Raw genomic sequence first — 20,400 nt, 5'->3', positions numbered from 1 at the left:
GTGCCGGGTGCCGGGCCGTCTCAGTCCGGCATCCGTCGGGTGCGACGGCGGCGCCGCGCAGTCCGGAACACGCGCGTTTCAGCGCTCGCGCGGCATGCCCAGCCGCTCCAGCAACGCGCCGATCAGGTCGATCGGCAGCGGAAACACGATCGTCGAGTTCTTGTCCGCGGCGATCGTCGTCAGCGTTTGCAAATAGCGCAGCAGCTTCTCCGACGCCTGCAGTTCGCCTTCCGCGTGAATTACCTTCGCGCGCCGCTCGCGCTCGGCGAGGTCGTGCTTGCCGAGCGCCGTGCGCAACTTCGTCTGCGCGAGCTGGCGACGGGGGAATGAAGGAGAAGTTCCGGACCGGGGGCCGGGAACGAGGAGGGCGCTGGACGATCGATCGGGTGTGGGAGTGGCACCGAATCTGGAAAGGAGAGCGGATCGGGCTCACAGCCGAGGGGGCGGACAATAAAAAAAGGACGCTTGCGCGTCCTTTTGCCGTCTGAAGTGTTGCGCATCGTCGAGAGGCGTCCCCAGCGTTTTCATCGACGATGCTAGCGAAGTATCGTCGGAATGTCAAAATGCATCTCGTCGAAAACGGAGCGTGACAGGCATCCTGCCGCGTGTTCGGTTGTATCCGCGCTGAACTCACTGCCACGCCGGCGTCGAATGCCAATCGGTCGTGAAGCCGAGATGGGTCGCCGCGTCCACGTGCTCACATCCCGTCAACGTCGCTCGCAAGGCTTCGCGCCATTCGGCCCCATGACCGAGTGGGTCGAGCAAGGCCTTCATCATCGTTGCGCGGGCGTAGAAAGTCTCCGGCCGGGTCATTTCCGGGGCATATCGGGCGAGCGTTCGCCCGGCCGGCTTGGCGGGAGGCGATACCGTCAGCTTCATTCCCCAAAGCCGGGCGTGGTGCGCACACGCGTTGCGCAGGTCGGTGAGCGATTGCAGCCAGCTGGTGAGCACCGTATCCGGGATGTCCGGCCACGCATGGCGTCCGGCGACCTTGCGGTCGCGCGTCGAGAGCGCACTGAAGATTCGGGACAACGCGCCCAGGCTCAGCCGCTCGCAGACCAGCCAGATCGGCGGCAGGTCGGGGCTGGCATAAGTTCGATAGTAATGAGTCAGCGCCGAGCCTTTCCGGGTTTCACACTCCCGGGCGATCTGATCCAGGACGCGCGCGTAGTGGCGCAGGTCGACGAAACGGTCCCTCTCGACGTACCAGTGGCTGCCGTAGTCGATTGCGAGGGGATTGCTGAGTGCGGCGCGCAGCGCAACCTCGATGCGCTCGACCGCGTCCATGGTGATCGAGCGCAGACGTCGGTCGAATGCGTAGAGTTCAACGATGTCGGAGAATCGGGTGCGAGGCCAGAATCGCTTGGTCGTGGGGTTCTGGAACCGGCGCATGTAGACCAGCAACCGGAAATGGCCGATCGACCGGAGCATTCGCAAGTTCGCGGGGCGATCGTCGATGCGCAGGCCGCGTTGCCACAGTCGATGCAGCGTTTCCTCGGCGCTGAGGGCGACCTTGCCATAGGCCCTGATTGGCGTCGCCGATGCCGTCTTCCTTGTCCGTGTCTTGCCCATCGTTGATCCGTACTGCCATGCATGCGGATCTCGTTGTATACGCCATCGGACCGTGAGCGGCCGCTTTCCATACCATTCGGCAGATGGGGCGCCAGCCGGTATCGATGCCTGTTGCCCCTCGTCCGGCGAATCCGGTGAGGATCCGGATGTCTGCCTCACCCCTCTCGCTTCCCGCCCAGCCGCTCCAGCAACGCGCCGATCAGGTCGATCGGCAGCGGAAACACGATCGTCGAGTTCTTGTCCGCGGCGATCGTCGTCAGCGTTTGCAAATAGCGCAGCTGCATCGCCTGCGGTTGCAGCGCGAGCCGTTGCGCGGCCTGCAGCAGCTTCTCCGACGCCTGCAGTTCGCCTTCCGCGTGAATTACCTTCGCGCGCCGCTCGCGCTCGGCTTCGGCCTGCCGCGCGATCGCGCGGATCATCGTCTCGTTCAGGTCGACGTGCTTGATCTCGACCGTCGATACCTTGATCCCCCATGCATCGGTCTGCGCGTCGAGCGTCTTCTGGATGTCCGCGTTCAACTGCTCGCGCTCGGCGAGCAACGCGTCGAGGTCGTGCTTGCCGAGCACCGAGCGCAGCGTCGTCTGCGACAGCTGGCTCGTCGCGTCGAAAAAGCGCGCGACCTGGATCACGGCCTTCTCCGGATCGACGACACGGAAATACACGACCGCGTTGACCTTCACCGACACGTTGTCGCGCGTGATCACGTCCTGCGGCGGCACGTCGAACACGACGGTGCGCAAGTCGATCCGCACGACCTGCTGGACGATCGGGATGATCAGCACGAGCCCCGGCCCCTTCACTTTCCAGAACCGGCCGAGCATGAACACCACGCCGCGCTCGTACTCGCGGAAGATGCGGATCGACGACGCGACGAGCACCACGACGAAGACGATCAGGACACTGCTGAAGCCGAACGTGTAGCCGATCATGACGGCTCTCCTTGATGTTGTTCTTGCGCCGGTATGTCGTAGAGCGGAGCGACGGTGAGCAGCAGCCCGTGGCGGCCGGTGACGCGCACGCGGCAGCCCGCGGCGAGCGGTGCGCTGCTCGCCACGCGCCAGCGCTCGCCGCGCACGCGCGCCCAGCCGGCCGCCGACGGCGCAGCGCCGGCCGCGCCGTGCGGCTGGTCGGCCTGAAGGCCGTCGTCGAGCACTTCGCCGATGCTGCCGAGCATCGCCTCGGCGCCTGTCACGACCGGGCGCCGCCGTGCGCGCAGCGCGACGCTCGACACGCCCGCGACGAGCAGCCCGCCGCCGAGCGCGAGGCTCGCGATCACGGGCCACGGAATCCCGTAGCCGGGCACGTCGGTGTCGATCAGCATCAGCGCGCCGATCGTGAACGACACGATCCCGCCGAAGCCGAGCACGCCGAAGGTCGGCAGGAACGCCTCGGCGACGAGGCAACCGAGGCCGAGCAGCACGAGGCCGAGGCCCGCATAGCTGATCGGCAGCAACTGCATCGCGAACAACCCGACCAGCAGGCAGATCGTGCCGGCGACGCCCGGCAGCACGAAGCCGGGGTTCGCGAACTCGAAGAACAGGCCGTAGATGCCGATCGTCAGCAGGATCAGCGCGACGTTCGGATCGGTGATGATCAACAGGAAGCGGCTGCGCCAGTCGGGTTCGACCACGACGAGCGGCGCATGCGCGGTCGCGAGCCGCACCGTGCCGGCGGTGGTCGTCGCGCTGCGGCCGTCGAGCTGGCGCGCGAGATCGGCCGGATCCTGCGCGATCAGGTCGACGACGTGCTGCGCGCGCGCCTCGCTGGCCGACAGGCTGACGGCTTCGCGCACCGCGCGCTCGGCCCATTCGGCATTGCGCCCGCGCAATTGCGCGAGGCCGCGGATATAGGCCGACGCGTCCTGCATCGCCTTGCGGATCTCGGTCGATTGCGTATCGGTCGGCAGCCCGGCCGGCGACGTGCCCGACGCGCCCGAGGCACCGGGCGTCCCGGCGGCGGGCGGCCGTGGCGCAGCGGGGTTCGCGCCCGGCGGCGCGGCGCCGCCGACGCCGATCTGCACGGGCGACGCCGCGCCGAGATTGGTGCCGGGCGCCATCGCCGCGAAGTGGCTCGCATAGACGATGTAGGTGCCCGCGCTCGCGGCCCGTGCGCCGCCCGGCGCGACGAACGCGGCGACCGGCACCGGCGAGCCGAGGATCGCCTTGATGATCTGCCGCATCGACGTATCGAGGCCGCCGGGCGTGTCGAGTTGCAGGATCGCGAGCGGCGCGTGCTCGCGGGCGGCGCGGTCGAGCGAGCGCACGATGAAATCGGCGCTGGCGGGGCCGATCGCGCCGTTGACGGGGATCACGACGACCGGGCGTGCGGCGGGCGCGTCGACGGGCGGCGGTGCGGCGACTGCGGCGCACACGACGAGCAGCGCCGCGAACAGCGCGGCGCGTGCGACCCGCGCGGACAGCGGGTGACGGGGGCGGCCGTCGGGCTCGGCAGGCGCCGGCGGCTCATGACGGTGAAAGCGCATGGGGACGTCCGGGCGGCGCGCGGCCGCGCGCCGTCCGGCTCGCGGAAAGGGCGTGGGCCCGATGCTTAAAGATTAGGCGGTTTCGGCGGAAAGCGCGAAACCGTGGCCGCGTCGCGTAGAGTCAGACCGCGCCGCCGCCGCGCGCGAGCACTTCGTCGCGATAATCGGCCGGGCTGCGCCCGCTCCATTTGCGGAACGCGCGGTAGAACGCGCTGGGTTCCGCGAAACCGGTTGCGGCCGCGACGTCGGCGATCGTGCGCGCGGGGTCGGCCAGCGCCTCGAACGCGAGATCGCGCCGCAGCGTGTCCTTGATCGACTGGTAGGCCTGGCCTTCCTGGTGCAGCTTGCGGCGCAGCGTGGCCTCGGCCACGTGCAACCGCGCGGCCATCCCGCCCGCGCCCGGCCACGCGGCGGGCGGCATCCCGCGCAGCACCGCGCGCACGCGCTGCGCGAGCGCATTCGGGTTGCGGTACTTGACGATGAAGCTGGCCGGCGCGTTGCGCAGGAACGTCTTCAGCGTCTTCGCGTTCTGCACGACCGGCAGCGTCGCGAATTCGGGATCGAAATCGACATACGAATCGGGTTCGTTGAACCGCATGTCGTCGCAGAACATCGACGGGTATTCGTGGTCGGCGGGTGGCGTGTCGCAGCGGAAGCTCGCGTGCAGCAGCGGAATGCGGCGCCCGATCAGCCAGCAGGTGAGCCCGTACACGATGATGAAATAGGTCGCGTACGTGAACATCGCGGGCGTCGCGCCGTTGTTGCGGTGCACGAAGCGCAGCCGCACGCGCTGCGGGTTCGCGTCGAGTTCCGCGTGCAGGTCGTCGAGCACGCAGTGCATGAAATTCAGCGCGCGCGCCATCGCGTGCAGCCCGTCGCGCGCGGACAGTGCGGACTGGCTCATCGCGATGAAGCTGCCGCTACGCATCGGGTGGCGATCCTGCCCGAAAAACTCGTCGTCCATCGTACGCGCGATCGCGTTCCACAACGCGCCGTACTGCTGCGCGCTCACGCGTGCGCGCGGCTGCTCGAGCAGCGCGGGTGCGATGCCGGCCTGCGCGAGCAGCGGCTCGGCCGCGACGCCGCGCCGCGTGGCGAGCGCGACGCTGTAAGCGACGAGGCTGATCGCGACGGTTCCCTTGTCTTCCTGCTTCATCCGTGCCGCCGGTGTGGCAAAAACGCTCAGTGTAAATGAGCGACGCGAGCATCGAACAGTCGCGCCGGCTTGCCTACACTTGTTGCATCGAAACGCAAGGACGGTCGCGCCCGGCGGCCGCGGGAGACAGCAGCACCATGGACGAGCTTTATACCGAAGACCAGCGGATGATCCGCGATGCCGCGCGCGCCTTTGCGACCGAGATGCTGGCGCCGAACGCGGCGCAGTGGGACCACGACGCGCACCTGCCCGACGCGATCGTCGCGCAGCTCGGCGAACTCGGCCTGCTCGGGATGATCGTGCCGCAGGAGCTGGGCGGCTCGTATACGGACTACGTGGCCTACGCGCTGGCGATGGAAGAAGTCGCCGCCGGCGACGCCGCGTGCGCGACGATGATGAGCGTGCACAACTCGGTCGGCTGCGGGCCGATCCTCGGCTTCGGCACGCCGGCGCAAAAGGATCGCTGGCTGGCCGACATGGCGGCCGGCCGCGTGATCGGCGCGTTCTGCCTGACCGAGCCGCACGCCGGTTCCGAGGCGAACAACCTGCGCACGCGTGCGGAGCTGCGCGACGGCAAATGGGTGCTGAACGGCGCGAAGCAGTTCGTGACCAACGGCCAGCGCGCCGGCGTCGCGATCGTTTTTGCCATGACCGACCCGGAAGCGGGCAAGCGCGGCATTTCCGCGTTCCTGGTGCCGACCGATACGCCGGGCTTCATCGTCGGCAAGCCCGAGAAGAAGATGGGTATCCGCGCGTCGGATACGTGCCCGATCACGTTCGAGAACTGTGCGATTCCGGAAGAGAACCTGCTCGGCAACCGTGGCGAAGGGCTGAAGATCGCGCTGTCGAACCTCGAGGGCGGCCGTATCGGCATCGCCGCGCAGGCGCTCGGCATCGCGCGCGCGGCGTTCGACAAGGCGCGCCGTTATGCGGGCGAGCGCGTGCAGTTCGGCAAGCCGATCGCCGAGCATCAGGCGATCCAGCAGAAGCTCGCCGACATGGCCGTGCAGATCAACGCCGCGCGCCTGCTCGTGCATCACGCGGCGAAGCTGCGCACGGCCGGCTTGCCGTGCCTGTCGGAAGCGTCGCAGGCGAAGCTGTTCGCGTCCGAGATGGCCGAGCGCGTGTGTTCGGATGCGATCCAGATCCACGGCGGCTACGGTTACCTGGTCGATTACGAAGTCGAGCGTCACTATCGCGACGCGCGCATCACGCAGATTTACGAAGGCACCAGCGAAGTGCAGCGGATGGTGATCGCGCGGCAGCTTTGAGCCGCGACGGTCGCCCCGGTCGAAACATCAAGCAGGGCACGAGGGCAGCGCGGCGAACGCGGCACGCAACGACGTGACCGTGCGCCGCACCAGGGGAAACCGCGCATGGGCTGCAGCGCATGCGCCGGTTGACCGCGAGACATGGAGACTGGAGGAAACGATGACGGTACAGGCATTCCTGAACGCACGCGACTTTCTGCTGCGCCATCGCACCGACTACGACACCGCGTACCGCGATTTCGAATGGCCGGTGCTCGATGCGTTCAACTGGGCGCTCGACTACTTCGACCCGATGGCGCGCGGCAACGACCAGCCCGCGCTGTGGATCGTCGACGCGGCGACCGGTACGGGCGATCCGTATTCGTTCGCGCAGATGTCCGAGCGTTCGTCGCGGATCGCGAACTGGCTGCGTTCGATCGGCGTCGTGCGCGGCGACCGCATCCTGCTGATGCTGCCGAACCGTGTCGAGCTGTGGGACGCGATGCTTGCCGCGATGAAACTCGGTGCGATCGTGCTGCCTGCCACCACGCAACTGTCGCCCGACGACGTGCGCGACCGCGTGCAGATCGGCGGCGCGAAATACGTGATCGTCGACGAGAACGAAACCGCCAAATTCGAACAGCCCGACCTCGGCCTCGCGCAGAAGATCGTCGCCGGCGCGCCGCGCGCGGGCTGGCTCGCGATGAACGACGGCTACGCGGCGAGCGCCGAATTCGAGCCGGACGCCGTCACGCACGCGAACGATCCGATGCTGCTGTACTTCACGTCGGGCACGACGTCGAAGCCGAAACTCGTCGAGCATACGCACCGCACCTATCCGGTCGGCCATCTGTCGACGATGTACTGGGTCGGCCTGCAGCCGGGCGACATCCACTGGAACATCAGCTCGCCGGGCTGGGCGAAGCACGCGTGGAGCTGCTTCTTCGCGCCGTGGAATGCGCAGGCCTGCGTGTTCGCATTCAACTACGCGCGCTTCGAGCCGAAGGTCGTGCTCGATGCGCTCGTCAAATACCAGGTGACGACGCTGTGCGCGCCGCCGACTGTATGGCGCATGCTCGTGCAGCAGCCGCTCGCGTCGTTCGACGTGAAGCTGCGCGAGATCGTCGGCGCGGGCGAGCCGCTGAATCCCGAGATCATCGAGCGCGTGAAGAAGGCGTGGAACATCGCGATTCGCGACGGCTACGGCCAGACCGAGACGACCTGCCTGATCGGCAACTCGCCGGGCCAGCCGGTGGTCGCGGGCTCGATGGGGCGGCCGCTGCCCGGCTACCGGATCACGCTGCTCGACCCGGACGGCGCGCCCGTGACCGAAGGCGAAGTCGCGCTGCCGATCGGCGCGGACGTCACGCGCCCGGTCGGGCTGATGACCGGCTACGCGAACAATCCCGATGCGACGGCCCATGCGATGCGCGACGGTCACTACCGCACGTCGGACATCGCGATGCGCGGCGACGACGGCTACTACGTGTACATCGGCCGCGCGGACGACGTGTTCAAGTCGTCCGACTACCGGCTGAGCCCGTTCGAACTCGAGAGCGTGCTGATCGAGCATCCGGCGATCGCCGAAGCGGCCGTCGTGCCGAGCCCCGACCCCGTGCGGCTGTCGGTGCCGAAGACCTTCATCACGCTGCGGCAGGGCTACGAGGAAAGCCCCGAGCTGGCGCTGGAGATCTTCCGTTTCTCGCGCGAGAAGCTCGCGCCGTACAAGCGCATCCGCCGCCTGCAGTTCGCCGATCTGCCGAAGACGATCTCGGGGAAGATCCGCCGCGTCGAGCTGCGCCGCCGCGAGATCGAGCGTGGCGACGACGCAAGCGCGCGCATGCCCGGCGAATACTGGGAAGAAGATTTTGCTGCCGAACTGAAATGACGTGACCGCGGGCCGGGCGCGCCGCTTGTCGCGGCCGCCGCCCGCAGCCGAACTGAACCGGCCGCGCGGCGAAATCGCGCTTCGCGGCCCTCTGCAAGGAGAGAGGATCGATGAACGCGAATTCGAAAGACGTGCCGACGGTCAAGCTGCTGATCGACGGCGCCTTCGTCGAGTCCGCCACGAACGAGTGGCGCGACATCGTCAACCCGGCGACGCAACAGGTGCTCGCGCGCGTGCCGTTCGCGACCGTCGCGGAAGTCGACGCGGCCGTGCAGGCCGCGCACACCGCCTATGCGACGTGGAAGAACACGCCGATCGCCGCGCGCATGCGCATCATGCTGAAGTTCCAGGATCTCGTGCGCACGAACCAGCAGCGCATCGCGAAGACGCTGACGGCCGAGCAGGGCAAGACGATTCCCGATGCCGAGGGCGACATCTTCCGTGGCCTCGAAGTGGTCGAGCACGCGTGCTCGATCGGTTCGCTGCAGCTTGGCGAATTCGCGGAGAACGTCGCGGGCGGCGTCGATACCTACACGTTGCGCCAGCCGCTCGGCGTGTGCGCGGGCATCACGCCGTTCAACTTCCCCGCGATGATTCCGCTGTGGATGTTCCCGATGGCGATCGTCTGCGGCAACACGTTCGTGCTGAAGCCGTCGGAGCAGGATCCGATGTCGACGATGGAGCTCGTCGAGCTCGCGATCGAGGCCGGCGTGCCGAAAGGGGTACTGAACGTCGTGCACGGCGGCAAGGAAGTCGTCGACGCGATCTGCACGCATCCGCTCGTGAAGGCGATCTCGTTCGTCGGCTCGACGGCCGTCGGCACGCACGTGTACAACCTCGGCAGCGCGCACGGCAAGCGCGTGCAGTCGATGATGGGCGCGAAGAACCATGCGGTGGTGTTGCCCGATGCGAACCGCGAGCAGACGATCAACGCACTCGTCGGTGCCGGCTTCGGCGCGGCAGGGCAGCGCTGCATGGCGACATCGGTCGCGGTGCTGGTTGGCGAAGCGCGCGACTGGCTGCCCGATCTCGTCGCAAAGGCGAAGCTCTTGAAGGTGAATTCGGGCGCGGAAGCCGGCACCGACGTCGGCCCGGTCGTGTCGAAGACCGCGAAGGAGCGCATCCTCTCGCTGATCGAAGCGGGTGTGGGCGAAGGCGCGAAGCTCGAGCTGGACGGCCGCGACGTGAAGGTGGCCGGCTACGAAAGCGGCAACTTCATCGGCCCGACGATCTTCTCGGGCGTGAAGACCGACATGTCGATCTACACGCACGAAATCTTCGGCCCGGTGCTCGTCGTGCTCGAAGCCGACACGCTCGACGAAGCGATCGCGCTCGTCAACGCGAACCCGTTCGGCAACGGCGTCGGCCTGTTCACGCAGAGCGGCGCGGCTGCGCGCAAGTTCCAGAGCGAAATCGACATCGGCCAGGTCGGCATCAACATCCCGATCCCGGTGCCGGTGCCGTTCTTCAGCTTCACCGGTTCGCGCGGCTCGAAGCTCGGCGATCTCGGCCCGTACGGCAAGCAGGTCGTGCAGTTCTACACGCAGACGAAGACGGTCACCGCGCGCTGGTTCGACGACGACACGACGGCCGGCCCGGTGAACACGACGATCCGGCTGCATTGAGCGGCGGAGGACTCCAAAATGAAAATCGGATTTATCGGCCTCGGCCACATGGGCGCGCCGATGGCGCTGAACCTGCTGAAAGCCGGCCATGAAGTGCATGCGTTCGACCTGAGCGCCGATGCGTTGCGCGCGCTGCAGGACGCCGGCGCGCAGGTGGCCGCGTCGCCGCGCGATGCCGCATCGGGCGCGACGTTCGTCATCACGATGCTGCCGGCCGCACCGCACGTGCGCTCGGTGCTGTCGGGCGAAAACGGCGTGCTGGCGGGCCTCGGCGCGGGCGCGACCGTGATCGATTCGAGCACGATCGACCCGGCCAGCGCACAGGCGTTCGGCGCGCTGGTGCGCGAGCACGGCGGCGCGTTCGTCGATGCGCCGGTGTCGGGCGGCACCGGCGGCGCGGCGGCCGGCACCTTGACCTTCATGGTCGGTGGCAGCGATGCGGATTTCGAGCGCGTGAAGCCCGTGCTCGCCGGCATGGGCAAGAACATCGTCCATTGCGGTGCGACGGGCATGGGGCAGGTCGCGAAGGTCTGCAACAACCTCGTGCTCGGCATCTCGATGGCGGCCGTGTCGGAGGCGATGTCGCTCGGCGTCGCGCTCGGCATCGACCCGAAGGTGCTGGCCGGCATCGTCAACACGTCGACGGGCCGCTGCTGGAGCTCGGACACCTACAACCCGTATCCGGGCGTGATCGAGACCGCGCCGTCGTCGCGCGGCTACTCGGGCGGCTTCGGCACCGACCTGATGCTGAAGGATCTCGGCCTCGCGAACGACGCGGCGAAGCAGGCGCGCCAACCCGTCTATCTCGGCGCGCTCGCGCAGCAGCTGTACCAGACGATGAGCAGCCGCGGCGACGGGCAACTCGATTTCTCGGCGGTGATCCGCCTGTATCAACCGGCAACGAAGAAGGACGCGTGATGATCGAACTGGACTACGTCGACGACGGCGCGATCGCGTGCGCGACGCTCAAGCGTCCGCCCGCGAACGCCTTTACCGCCGACGGGCTGCAGCAGTTGCAGGCAACCGTCGCGGAACTGAATGCGAACCCGCGCGTGCGCGCACTGGTGATCACCGGCGACGGCCCGAAGTTCTTCAGCGCGGGCGCCGACCTCAACACGTTCGCCGACGGCGACCGCGCGGTCGCGCGCGCGATGGCGTCGCGCTTCGGCGCGGCGTTCGAGGCGCTGCATGACGCGCGCGTCGTGACGATCGCCGCGATCAACGGCTATGCGATGGGCGGCGGGCTCGAATGCGCGCTCGCGTGCGACCTGCGCATCGCCGAGACGCATGCGCAGATGGCGCTGCCGGAGCCGTCGGTCGGCCTGCTCCCGTGCGGGCTCGGCACGCAGACGCTGCCCTGGCTCGTCGGCGAAGGCTGGGCGAAGAAGATCATCCTGACCGGCGCGCGGGTCGATGCGGCCACCGCGCTGCGGATCGGCCTCGTCGAGGACGTGGTCGAAAGCGGCGCCGCACGCGATGCGGCGCTGGCGCTCGCGCGCAATGTTGCGCGGCAGAGCCCGCACGCGGTCGCGTACAGCAAGGAACTGATCGGCCTCGCGCGCCGCGGCGTGCCGCGCAGCGCGGCGCTCGCGGTCGAGCGCGAACGCTTCGTCGACCTGTTCGAGACGAACGATCCGCGCGAGGGCGTGGCCGCGTTCCTCGGCAAGCGCGCGCCGCAGTGGAACACCGACGGAGAGCCGCAACGATGAGCACGCCGGTCACGAATCACGACGCGTTCGCGGAGCACGCGCCCGAGGTGCTGTTCCGCGTCGTGAACCGCGTGGCGCTGATCACGCTGAACCGTCCGGCCGCGCTCAACGCACTGTCGTACGCGATGATCGGCGAACTGGCCGCACTGTTCGAGCGCTGTCGCGCCGACGACCAGATCGTCGCGGTCGTGCTGCGCGGCGCGGGCGAGAAGGGCTTCTGCGCGGGCGGCGACGTGCGTGCGCTGTACCGGATGGTCGCGCAGCGCGAAACCTGGCTGCCGTTCTTCGTCGACGAATACCGGCTCGACTACGCGATCCACACGTTCCCGAAGCCGGTGGTCGCGCTGATGGACGGCGTGACGATGGGCGGCGGCATGGGCCTCGCGCAAGGCGCCGCGCTGCGCGTGGCGACCGAGCGCAGCAAGATCGCGATGCCGGAGACGCGCATCGGCCTCGTGCCCGACGTCGGCGCGACGCATTTCCTGTCGCGTATGCCGGTCGAACTCGAGCTGTACGTCGGGCTGACCGGCGCGATGCTGTCGGGCGCCGACGCGCTGACCGCCAAACTCGCGGATCTGTGCGTGCCGTCCGCGTGGCTCGACACGTTCGAGACGCGCATCGAAAACGTCAAGTGGGACGGCGACGCGCTGCCGCTGCTGCGCAAGGTATTCGAGCCGCCGTGCAACGTGGTGCCGCATGCGGCGCTCGACAGCCAGATGCCGTGGATCGTGCGCCATTTCGACAAGCGCTCGACCGTCGAGCGGATCGTCGCGACGCTGACGCAGGAACTCGCACGCGAAGACCTGTCGCGCGAGCACCGTCAATGGCTGCAGGCGACGCTCGATGCGCTCGCGAGCCATTCGCCGACGATGCTCTCCGTGACGCGTGAAGCGCTGCTGCGCGGCCGGCAGATGACGCTGGCCGAATCGTTCCGGATGGAACTCGGCATCGTGGCGCGCGCGATCGAGGAAGGCGACTTCTGCGAAGGCGTGCGCGCGCATCTCGTCGACAAGGATCGCAAGCCGCGCTGGGCGCCCGCGTCGCTCGTCGAAGTGCGCGCCGAACGCGTGCGGCATTTCCTGACGTCGCCGTGGAAGCTGTTCGCGCATCCGCTCGCCGATCTCGGCGCGGCGTGATCTCCCGGCGCGCCGTGCGGCGGCGCGTCGGTTTCAACTCATCTCAGCGCGCTTCGTCCGGCCGCTCGATCATCGGCGGAATCGCCTGCGCGAGCGCGTCGATCACGCAGCGCGTCTTGCGCGGCAGGTAGCGCGTCTTCGGCCAGATCGCGTGAATGTCGCCTTCGCAGACGAAGCAGCGATCGAGCACGACGACCATTTCGCCGCGCTTGACGTAATGGTCGAGCAGCCAGCTCGGCACCCATGCGATCCCGAACCCCGACGCGCCGGCCGCCGCGATCGCCTGCACGTCGTCGAAACTCAGTTGATGCGGCATGTCGATGCGCACCGTCGAGCCGTCCGGCGCGCGCAAGTCCCACGGCTGGACCACGCCCGAGCGTGAATACGCGATCGTCCGGTGCTGCTTCAGGTCGTCGAGCGTTTTCGGCATCCCGTAGCGCGCGAGATACGACGGCGCGGCGCCGAGGCTGCCGTATTGCGTGCCGAGCCGGCGCACCGCGAGGCTCGTGCTGTCCGCGAGCGTGCCGATCCGTACCGCGAGATCGATGCCTTCCTCGACGAGATCGACGAACCGGTCGGTGATCGACACGTCGATCCGCAGGTGCGGGTAATTGCGCGCGAGGTCGAGCACGATCGGCGTCACGCAGTGGTGCCCGAACGCGAGCGGCACGCTCAGCCGCAGCTTGCCGCGGGCTTCGTTGCGGCCGCAATCGAGATCGGCTTCCGCCGCTTCCAGTTCCGCCAGCGCGCGCACGCAGCGGTCGTAATACGCCTGGCCGTCGTCGGTCAGGCTCTGGCTGCGCGTCGTGCGCTGCAGCAGCCGCGCGCCGAGCCGCTTCTCGAGCCGCGCGACGGCCTTGCCGACCGCCGAGCGCGTCATGTCGAGCCGTTCCGCCGCGAGCGCGAAGCTGCCCGATTCCACTACCTGAACGAAGGTCGTTACGCCGTCGAGTCTGTCGGTCATCACGGGTTGCGTCGATTGAGTCCTGAGATTCCCCAGTTCGTGGAAATGCATGCGTCAATGGGGATGGGAATTCTCACTATAGTACCGATTCCCGTCCAGCGTGCGATGCCGGCCGCACGCGGCGAATCCCACTCACCTGGAGGCGCGCGGCCTGTCGCCGGGCCGCCGCGCAATACGCATGACGCTATCCGACTCCCGCAGGAATGCGGTCGCGCTCGCGGCCGTCTGTCTCACGTCGCTGATGTTCGGCCTCGAAATCTCGAGCGTGCCGGTGATCCTGCCGACGCTCGAACACGTGCTGCATGGCGATTTCAACGGCATGCAGTGGATCATGAACGCGTACACGATCGCATGCACGACGGTACTGATGGCGGCCGGCACGCTTGCCGACCGGTTCGGCCGCAAGCGCGTGTACGTGATCGGCACCGTGCTGTTCGGTGCGACGTCGCTGCTGTGCGGGCTCGCGCCGAACGTGCCGGTGCTCGTCGCGGGCCGGCTGCTGCAGGGCGCGAGCGGCGGCGCGATGCTGATCTGCCAGATTGCCGTACTGTCGCACCAGTTCCGCGAGGGCCGCGAGCGCGGTCGCGCATTCGGGATCTGGGGGATCGTGTTCGGCATCGGGCTCGGCTTCGGGCCGATCGTCGGCGGCGCGATCGTCGCGCTGGCGAGCTGGCCGTGGGTGTTCCTCGTCCATGCGCCGCTCGCGGCCGTCGCGCTCGTGCTGATCGGCGGCGCGGTGCGGGAGTCGCGCGATCCGCATGCGGGCACGCTCGATGTCGCAGGCATCGTCACGCTGTCGCTCGCGGTGCTAGGCCTCGCGTTCTACATCACGCAAAGCGCCGAGCTGGGGCTCGCGAGCGCGGCCGGTCTCGGCGTGCTCGGCGCAACCGTGCTCGCAGTGATCGGTTTCGTCATCGCGGAGCGCGCCAGCGCACGGCCGATGTTCGACTTCTCGGTGTTCCGGATCCGCGCGTTCACCGGCGCGATCTTCGGCTCGATGGGGATGAACTTCAGCTTCTGGCCGTTCATGATCTACCTGCCGATCTGGTTCCAGGTCGCGCTCGGCTACGACAGCGTGACGGCCGGCCTCGCATTGCTCGCGTATACGCTGCCGACGCTGGTCGCGCCGCCGTTCGGCGAACGGCTCGCGCTGCGCTACGGGCCGGGCGTCGTGATTCCGGGCGGCCTGTTCACGATCGCGGCCGGCTTCGCGCTGATGCGGCTCGGCAGCGCGGCCGAGCATGCGAGCTGGCTGACGATGCTGCCCGGCTGCGTGATCGCCGGCATCGGGCTCGGATTGACGAACACGCCGGTCACCAATACGACGACGGGGGCCGTGCCGAGTTCGCGCGCCGGGATGGCGTCGGGGATCGACATGAGCGCGCGGATGATCTCGCTCGCGCTGAACATCGCGGCGATGGGCTTCGTGCTGGTCGCGGGGATCGTCGCGAGCCTGAAGGGCGGGGCGGCGGGCGCGATCGGCGACGCGGCGCTGCGCCGGCTCGCGCAGGAGATCGCGTCGGGCCGCACCGACGGGCTGCACGCGATCGCGCCGGCGCTCGCGCAGGCCGACCCGACCGGTGCGGCGCTGCATGCGGCGCTCGTACACGGCTTCGGCTGGGTGATGGTGTACGGCGCGGCCGGTGTGGCCGTGCTGGCGACCGCGAGCGCGGTGGCGTTCGCGCCCGCGCGGCGCGGGGCGGCCGTGTGCGAATGACGCGGCCGGGCCGCCTGCCGGATTCGACTGTCCGTCAGGACGTCCCGCCGCCGAGCGCGCGGTACAGCGTCATCTGGTTGTTGAGCCGGTTCAGGCGCGTCAGTTCGTCGGCGCTTTGCGCGCTCCTCAGCACCTGCTGCTGGTCGAGCCACGGCTGCACGGCGGTCGCGCCGGCCGCGAAGCGCGCGGCGGCCAGCCGCTCGGCACGCTGCGCCTGGGCCAGCGACAGTGCGCGCTGCTCGGCTTCGCGTTCGAGCTGCACGCGTGCCGACAGCGCATTCTCGACTTCCGCGAGCGCCGTGTAGAGCCGCTGGCGGAATCCGACCACGGCTTCCTCGTACTGCGACTTCGACACCTTGATCTGCAACTGCATCGTGTTCCACTGGATGAACGGCAGCGCGAGGCCGAGCCCGAGCGTGCCGACCGGATTCGTCAGCACGCGCTCGAGGCTCGTGCTCGTCGTGCCGGCGCTGCCGGTCAGCGTGAAGGTCGGGTAGAAGCTCGTGCGCGTCGCGTCGACCTGCGCGAGCGATTCGCGCAGCCGGAATTCCGCCGCGCGCAAGTCGGGCCGCCGGCCGAGCAGGCTCGCGGGCAGGCCGGCCGCCACTTCCGGCGGCGCCGCGTCGGGCAGCGCCGGCGGTTCGGCCGCACGCTGCTGCGGCGGTCGGTCGAACAGGATGGCGAGCGCGTGGCGGTTCTCGGTACGCTGCTGGATCAGCTGCGTCTGCGCGGCGCGTTGCGCGGCGAGGCTTTGTTCGGCTTGCGCGAGGTCGAGCCCCGACACGGCGCCGGCCGTGTGCCGCGACCGGACGACCGCGAGCGTGCGCACCGCATACGCGATGTTCGCGTCGCCGAGCGCGATCTGCCGGTTCAGATAGCCGATCTGCCAGTACAGCGACGCGGTCGTGCCGATCAGCGACAGCCGGGCGGCTTCGAGATCGGCGGCCGTCGCATCGGCTTCCCAGCGCGCGGCGTCGCGCAGCGCGGCCAGCCGGCCCCACAGGTCGATTTCATAGCTGAGCGAACCGTTGATGCCGCTCGACCGGCTCATCCGGTGCGTATCGAGCGTGCGCGACACGGCGCCGTTCGCGCCGGCCGTCACGTTGGGTGTCAGGTTCGTATCGGCGAGCCCGGCTTGCAGTTGCGCGCGATACACGCGGATCGCCGCGATCGCGAGGTCGTTGTTGGCGCGCAGCGCGTCGTCGATCAGCGCGTCGAGTTGCGGATCGCCGAAGCTGCGCCACCAGTCGCGCGTGGTGGCCGGCGCGTCGGCCGCGATCGGCGCGGCCCAGTTCGCGGGCATCGCGACGGCCGGCAGCGGATCGTGGCGTGTGCCCGCGCAGCCGGCGAGCAGCGCGGCCGCACAGGCGAATGCGCCGAGGCGGCGAAGCGGTGAGGAATGCGTCATGGCGGGCCTTGCGTCAGTCGCGCGCGAGCGCATCGATCGGATCGAGCCGCGACGCGTTGCGTGCGGGCATGAAGCCGAATATCACACCGGTGAGCGTCGAGCAGACGAACGCCGTCACGATCGCGCCGGCGGAGAACACCATCTTCCACTGCGTGAAGAACATCGAGAACAGCGCGCCGAGCCCGAACGACAGCGCGATGCCGATCGTGCCGCCGAGCAGGCAGACGAGTACCGCTTCGACGAGGAACTGCTGCAGGATGTCGGACTGGCGCGCGCCGACCGCCATCCGGATGCCGATCTCGCGCGTGCGCTCGGTGACCGACACCAGCATGATGTTCATCACGCCGATCCCGCCGACGACGAGCGAGATCACGGCGATCAGCGACAGCAGCAGCGTCAGCGACTGGCCGGTCTTCTCGACGGTCTTGACCACGCTGTCCATGTTGTACGTGAAGAAATCCTTGCGGCCATGGCGCTGGATCATCAGCTTCTCGAGGCTTTTCTCGGCGGCGGCGCTCGGCTGGCCGTCGCGCACGCGCACGGTGATGCTGTCGAGATAGCGCTGGCCGAACAGGTGCCCGCTCGCGGTCGTGTACGGCACCCACACGTTCAGGCTTTTCACGCTGCCGAACGCGCTCTTCTTGTCGGCCGTCACGCCGATCACGACGCACGGCACGTTGTCGACCAGGATCACGTCGCCGATCGGGTTGCGCGTCGCGCCGAACAGCTTGCGGCGCGTGTTCTGGTCGATCACGGCGACCTGCGCCTGGCGGCGCACCGCGTCGTCGTCGAACGCGGCGCCGAACGCGAAGCGCATCCCGCGCGCCTGGAAGAAGCGGTCGCCGACGCCGCTCACGAGCGCGTTGACGTCGACGTTACGGTAGCGCAGCAGCAGCGTGCGCGACGTTTCGGGCGTCGCGCTGTCGACGTACGGCTGCTCGGCGAGCGCGGCGACGTCGGCCGGTACGAGCGTCTGGATCGTGTCCGCGCGGCTGTCGCCCCAGTCGGTGCCCGGATAGACGTTGATCGTGTTGGTGCCGATGCTGCCGATCTCGTCGAGCATGTAGCGCTTCGCGCCTTCGCCGACCGCGACGATCGACACGACCGACGTGATCCCGATGATGATGCCGAGCATCGTCAGCAGCGTGCGCAGCCGGTGCGACACGAGCGCGATCCACGCCATCCGGCAGGCCTCGGCGAAGCGGCCCGTGCCGGCCGCGAAGCGCGGGGCGCGCGGGCCGGTATCGGTATCGGCGCCGGTGTCTGCGGGCGTCGGTTCGTCGTGGCGATCGGTTGCGCGCGGCGCGGCGGCTGCCGTCGCGGTGGCGTCGGCCGCCTCGATGCCGGCTTCCGCGAGCGCTTCGGCGTACTGGCGGTTCGGCCGGTCGGCGACGATCTCGCCGTCGCTGATCTCGATGATGCGCCGCGCGTGGCGCGCGACGGCCTTGTCGTGCGTGACGATCACGATCGTATGGCCGAGCGCGTTCAGCTCGTGCAGGATGCGGATCACGTCCTGGCCGCTTTTCGTGTCGAGCGCGCCGGTCGGTTCGTCGGCGAGGATCACCTGGCCGCCGTTCATCAGCGCGCGCGCGATGCTCACGCGCTGCTGCTGGCCGCCGGACAGCTGCCCGGGGCGATGGTGCGCGCGATCCGCGAGCCCGAGGCGCGCGAGCAGCTCGCGGGCGCGTGCGTGCCGCGCCGCGCGCGTGGTGCCCGCGTAGATCGCCGGCATTTCGAGGTTCGCGACCGCGTCGACGTGCGGCAGCAGGTGATAGCGCTGGAACACGAAGCCGAAGTGTTCGCGGCGCAGCTGCGCGAGCTCGTCGCTGTCGAGCATGTGCGTGTCGCGCCCGCCGACCGTATAGATGCCTTCGCTCGGATGATCGAGGCAGCCGAGGATGTTCATCAGCGTCGACTTGCCGGAGCCCGATGCGCCGACGATCGCGACGATCTCGCCCGCGTCGATCGACAGGCTGACGTCGTTCAGGACGACGACGTCCTTGTCGCCGGCCGGAAAGCGGCGCGTGACGGCCGAGAGTTTCAGCAGGGGCTGGCTCATCGTCACACCACGTCCGACAGCGGTGCGTGGTCGTCGGCGGAGGCTTCGCCGATCACGACGCGCTCGCCGTCCTTCAGGCCGGCCAGCACTTCGACGCGCACGTTGTTGTTGATGCCGATGCGGATGTTGCGCGTTTCCGTGCTGCCGTCGGCGCGCAGCACGCGCACCGCATAGGCGCCGTCCTTGCGCTTCTCGCCGAGCGCGGCGGCCGGGATGCTGAGCGCGTTGCGCGCGTTGCCGAGCACGATGTTGACCTGCGCGGTCATCGAGATGCGCAGCCGGTGCTCGGGATTCGGCACGTCGAACAATGCGTTGTAGAACACCGCGGCGTTCGGTTTGGCGCTGCCGCCCGCGCCGCCGCCGAGCGTGCTTTGTGCGTCGGCGTAGTTCTGCGGCGCCGGCTCGATCGCGCGCAGCTTGCCGTAGTGACGCTTGTCCGGTTCGCCGAGAATCGTGAAATACGCGGTCTGGCCGGCGCTCACGCGGATCACGTCGGCTTCCGATACCTGCGCCTTCACGGTCATCGTGTCGAGATTCGCGAGCTTCAGGATCACCGGCGCCTGCTGTTGCGCGATCACGGTCTGGCCTTCCTGCGTGACGATCGCGACGACTTCGCCGTCGATCGGCGCGACGATGCGCGTGTAGCCGAGGTTGGCCTGTGCCGTTTCGATCTGGATGCGGGCCGAGCGGATCTGCGCGGCGAGCGACGCGAGGGTCGCGCGCTGCACGTCGAGCGTCGCGCGCGCGGCCTCGAACGATTCGCGCGACGTCGCATCGTCGGGCAGCATCGCCTGCTGGCGCCGGAACGCGAGTTCGGCCTGCGTCACCTGCGCGGCGGTCGATTGCTGCTGCGCGCGCAGGCTCTCTTCGCTGGCGCGCGCCTGGCGCAGCGTGTTTTCGGAGATCACGGGGTCGATTTCGGCGAGCCACTGGCCCTTCGTGACCTTGTCGCCGAGCTTGACCTTCAGCGTCTTCAACTGCCCCGATACCTGCGCGCCGACGTCGACCTGCTTGAAGGCCTGCAGCGCGCCGGTCGCGAGCACCGCGTTCTCGAGATCGCCGCGCGTGACGGGCGCGGACAGGTACTGCGGATGCTTGTCGGGCGCGCAGGCCTTCAGCGTGAGGCCGGCGGCGATCGCGACGACGGCAAGGGTAGCCAGCACGATGCGCCGGCGGCGATGGGTCTTCTGGGCCATGAGAACACTGCGAGGATGAAGCGGCGCCGGCGATGCGTGCGGCCGAGCGGGACGATCCGGTCGGCGTCGCATGCCGGGCGTAGCGCCCGCGACAGCATCCGCGTTCGCATCGCGCGGGCGTGCCGAGTCGAATCAGGCGCTCATGGTAAGCGAGGATTTCGCGACAAATCGTGTGGAAATTGTGCTGAATTGTGCGAATGCCGCGCGCGAGCGGGGGCGGGCGGCGTCGGGATTGCGA

General features: G+C 68.8%; 15 protein-coding genes and 1 pseudogene. 7 read left to right on the top strand and 9 right to left on the bottom strand.

The annotated features are described in order from the left end of the window. Positions 1 to 78 precede the first annotated feature (78 nt). The 5 genes and pseudogenes from HWX87_RS17375 to HWX87_RS17355 form a co-directional block, all read right to left on the bottom strand. Positions 79 to 312: pseudogene (locus HWX87_RS17375) on the bottom strand (slipin family protein); the annotation flags it as partial. Positions 313 to 630: 318 nt separating this feature from the next. Next, positions 631 to 1,572: an Abi family protein gene (locus HWX87_RS17370; protein ID WP_176048264.1), complete on the bottom strand. Its 942-nt coding sequence runs from the start codon at positions 1,570 to 1,572 to the stop codon at positions 631 to 633. A 155-nt stretch (positions 1,573 to 1,727) separates the two neighbouring features. Further along, positions 1,728 to 2,501 carry a slipin family protein gene (locus HWX87_RS17365; protein ID WP_176048263.1) on the bottom strand — a complete coding sequence of 258 codons (774 nt, stop codon included), beginning with the start codon at positions 2,499 to 2,501 and terminating at the stop codon, positions 1,728 to 1,730. Continuing rightward, on the bottom strand, positions 2,498 to 4,054 hold the full coding sequence (locus tag HWX87_RS17360) for a nodulation protein NfeD (protein ID WP_176048262.1): 1,557 nt from the start codon (positions 4,052 to 4,054) through the stop codon (positions 2,498 to 2,500). The genes HWX87_RS17365 and HWX87_RS17360 overlap by 4 nt, the downstream gene beginning before the upstream one ends. Before the next feature lie 121 nt (positions 4,055 to 4,175). After that, a complete protein-coding gene (locus HWX87_RS17355; RefSeq protein ID WP_176048261.1) occupies positions 4,176 to 5,210 on the bottom strand; it encodes an AraC family transcriptional regulator in 1,035 nt (344 codons plus the stop codon). 137 nt (positions 5,211 to 5,347) lie between these two features. On the opposite strand from HWX87_RS17355, the gene HWX87_RS17350 reads away from it, so the two are divergent. The 6 genes from HWX87_RS17350 to HWX87_RS17325 all read left to right on the top strand — a co-directional run bounded on the left by HWX87_RS17350 (position 5,348) and on the right by HWX87_RS17325 (position 12,818). Beyond that, entirely contained in the window at positions 5,348 to 6,481 is a 1,134-nt protein-coding gene (locus HWX87_RS17350) for an acyl-CoA dehydrogenase family protein (protein WP_023477775.1), read from the top strand. Between the two features lie 160 nt (positions 6,482 to 6,641). Continuing rightward, positions 6,642 to 8,348, top strand: coding sequence for an AMP-binding protein (locus HWX87_RS17345; protein ID WP_176048260.1), 1,707 nt, complete (start codon positions 6,642 to 6,644; stop codon positions 8,346 to 8,348). A 110-nt stretch (positions 8,349 to 8,458) separates the two neighbouring features. Then, positions 8,459 to 9,973, top strand: a complete 1,515-nt coding sequence (locus HWX87_RS17340) for a CoA-acylating methylmalonate-semialdehyde dehydrogenase (RefSeq protein ID WP_176048259.1) — start codon at positions 8,459 to 8,461, stop codon at positions 9,971 to 9,973. 18 nt (positions 9,974 to 9,991) lie between these two features. Beyond that, positions 9,992 to 10,891: a 3-hydroxyisobutyrate dehydrogenase gene (gene mmsB / locus HWX87_RS17335; protein WP_069252269.1), complete on the top strand. Its 900-nt coding sequence runs from the start codon at positions 9,992 to 9,994 to the stop codon at positions 10,889 to 10,891. After that, positions 10,891 to 11,682, top strand: a complete 792-nt coding sequence (locus HWX87_RS17330; protein WP_176048534.1) for an enoyl-CoA hydratase — start codon at positions 10,891 to 10,893, stop codon at positions 11,680 to 11,682. Before mmsB ends, HWX87_RS17330 begins: the two co-directional genes overlap by 1 nt. Next, positions 11,679 to 12,818, top strand: coding sequence for an enoyl-CoA hydratase/isomerase family protein (locus HWX87_RS17325; RefSeq protein WP_176048258.1), 1,140 nt, complete (start codon positions 11,679 to 11,681; stop codon positions 12,816 to 12,818). The genes HWX87_RS17330 and HWX87_RS17325 overlap by 4 nt, the downstream gene beginning before the upstream one ends. 43 nt (positions 12,819 to 12,861) lie before the next feature. On the opposite strand, the gene HWX87_RS17320 is transcribed toward HWX87_RS17325, so the two are convergent. Next, positions 12,862 to 13,782: a LysR family transcriptional regulator gene (locus HWX87_RS17320; RefSeq protein WP_176048257.1), complete on the bottom strand. Its 921-nt coding sequence runs from the start codon at positions 13,780 to 13,782 to the stop codon at positions 12,862 to 12,864. Between the two features lie 178 nt (positions 13,783 to 13,960). On the opposite strand from HWX87_RS17320, the gene HWX87_RS17315 reads away from it, so the two are divergent. Continuing rightward, positions 13,961 to 15,499 (top strand): MFS transporter, encoded by a 1,539-nt coding sequence (locus HWX87_RS17315; RefSeq protein WP_176048256.1) that lies wholly within the window; start codon positions 13,961 to 13,963, stop codon positions 15,497 to 15,499. 34 nt (positions 15,500 to 15,533) lie between these two features. Here HWX87_RS17315 and HWX87_RS17310 read toward each other — a convergent pair whose 3' ends face one another. The 3 genes from HWX87_RS17310 to HWX87_RS17300 are packed head-to-tail and all read right to left on the bottom strand — an operon-like array spanning position 15,534 to position 20,162. Beyond that, positions 15,534 to 16,907: an efflux transporter outer membrane subunit gene (locus HWX87_RS17310; protein ID WP_176048255.1), complete on the bottom strand. Its 1,374-nt coding sequence runs from the start codon at positions 16,905 to 16,907 to the stop codon at positions 15,534 to 15,536. Between the two features lie 13 nt (positions 16,908 to 16,920). Next, complete coding sequence (locus HWX87_RS17305) at positions 16,921 to 18,966, bottom strand: MacB family efflux pump subunit (protein WP_176048254.1); 2,046 nt, start codon at positions 18,964 to 18,966, stop codon at positions 16,921 to 16,923. Between the two features lie 2 nt (positions 18,967 to 18,968). Beyond that, the gene (locus HWX87_RS17300) at positions 18,969 to 20,162 is read right to left on the bottom strand and encodes an efflux RND transporter periplasmic adaptor subunit (RefSeq protein ID WP_176048253.1); all 1,194 of its coding nucleotides are present in this window, start codon (positions 20,160 to 20,162) and stop codon (positions 18,969 to 18,971) included. Positions 20,163 to 20,400 lie beyond the last annotated feature (238 nt).

Origin of the sequence: Burkholderia sp. BCC1644 (genome assembly GCF_902833225.1) — a bacterium.
Lineage (GTDB): Bacteria > Pseudomonadota > Gammaproteobacteria > Burkholderiales > Burkholderiaceae > Burkholderia.
Note: the sequence above shows the minus strand (reverse complement) of the source record. Positions and strands in the feature narration are given on the sequence as shown.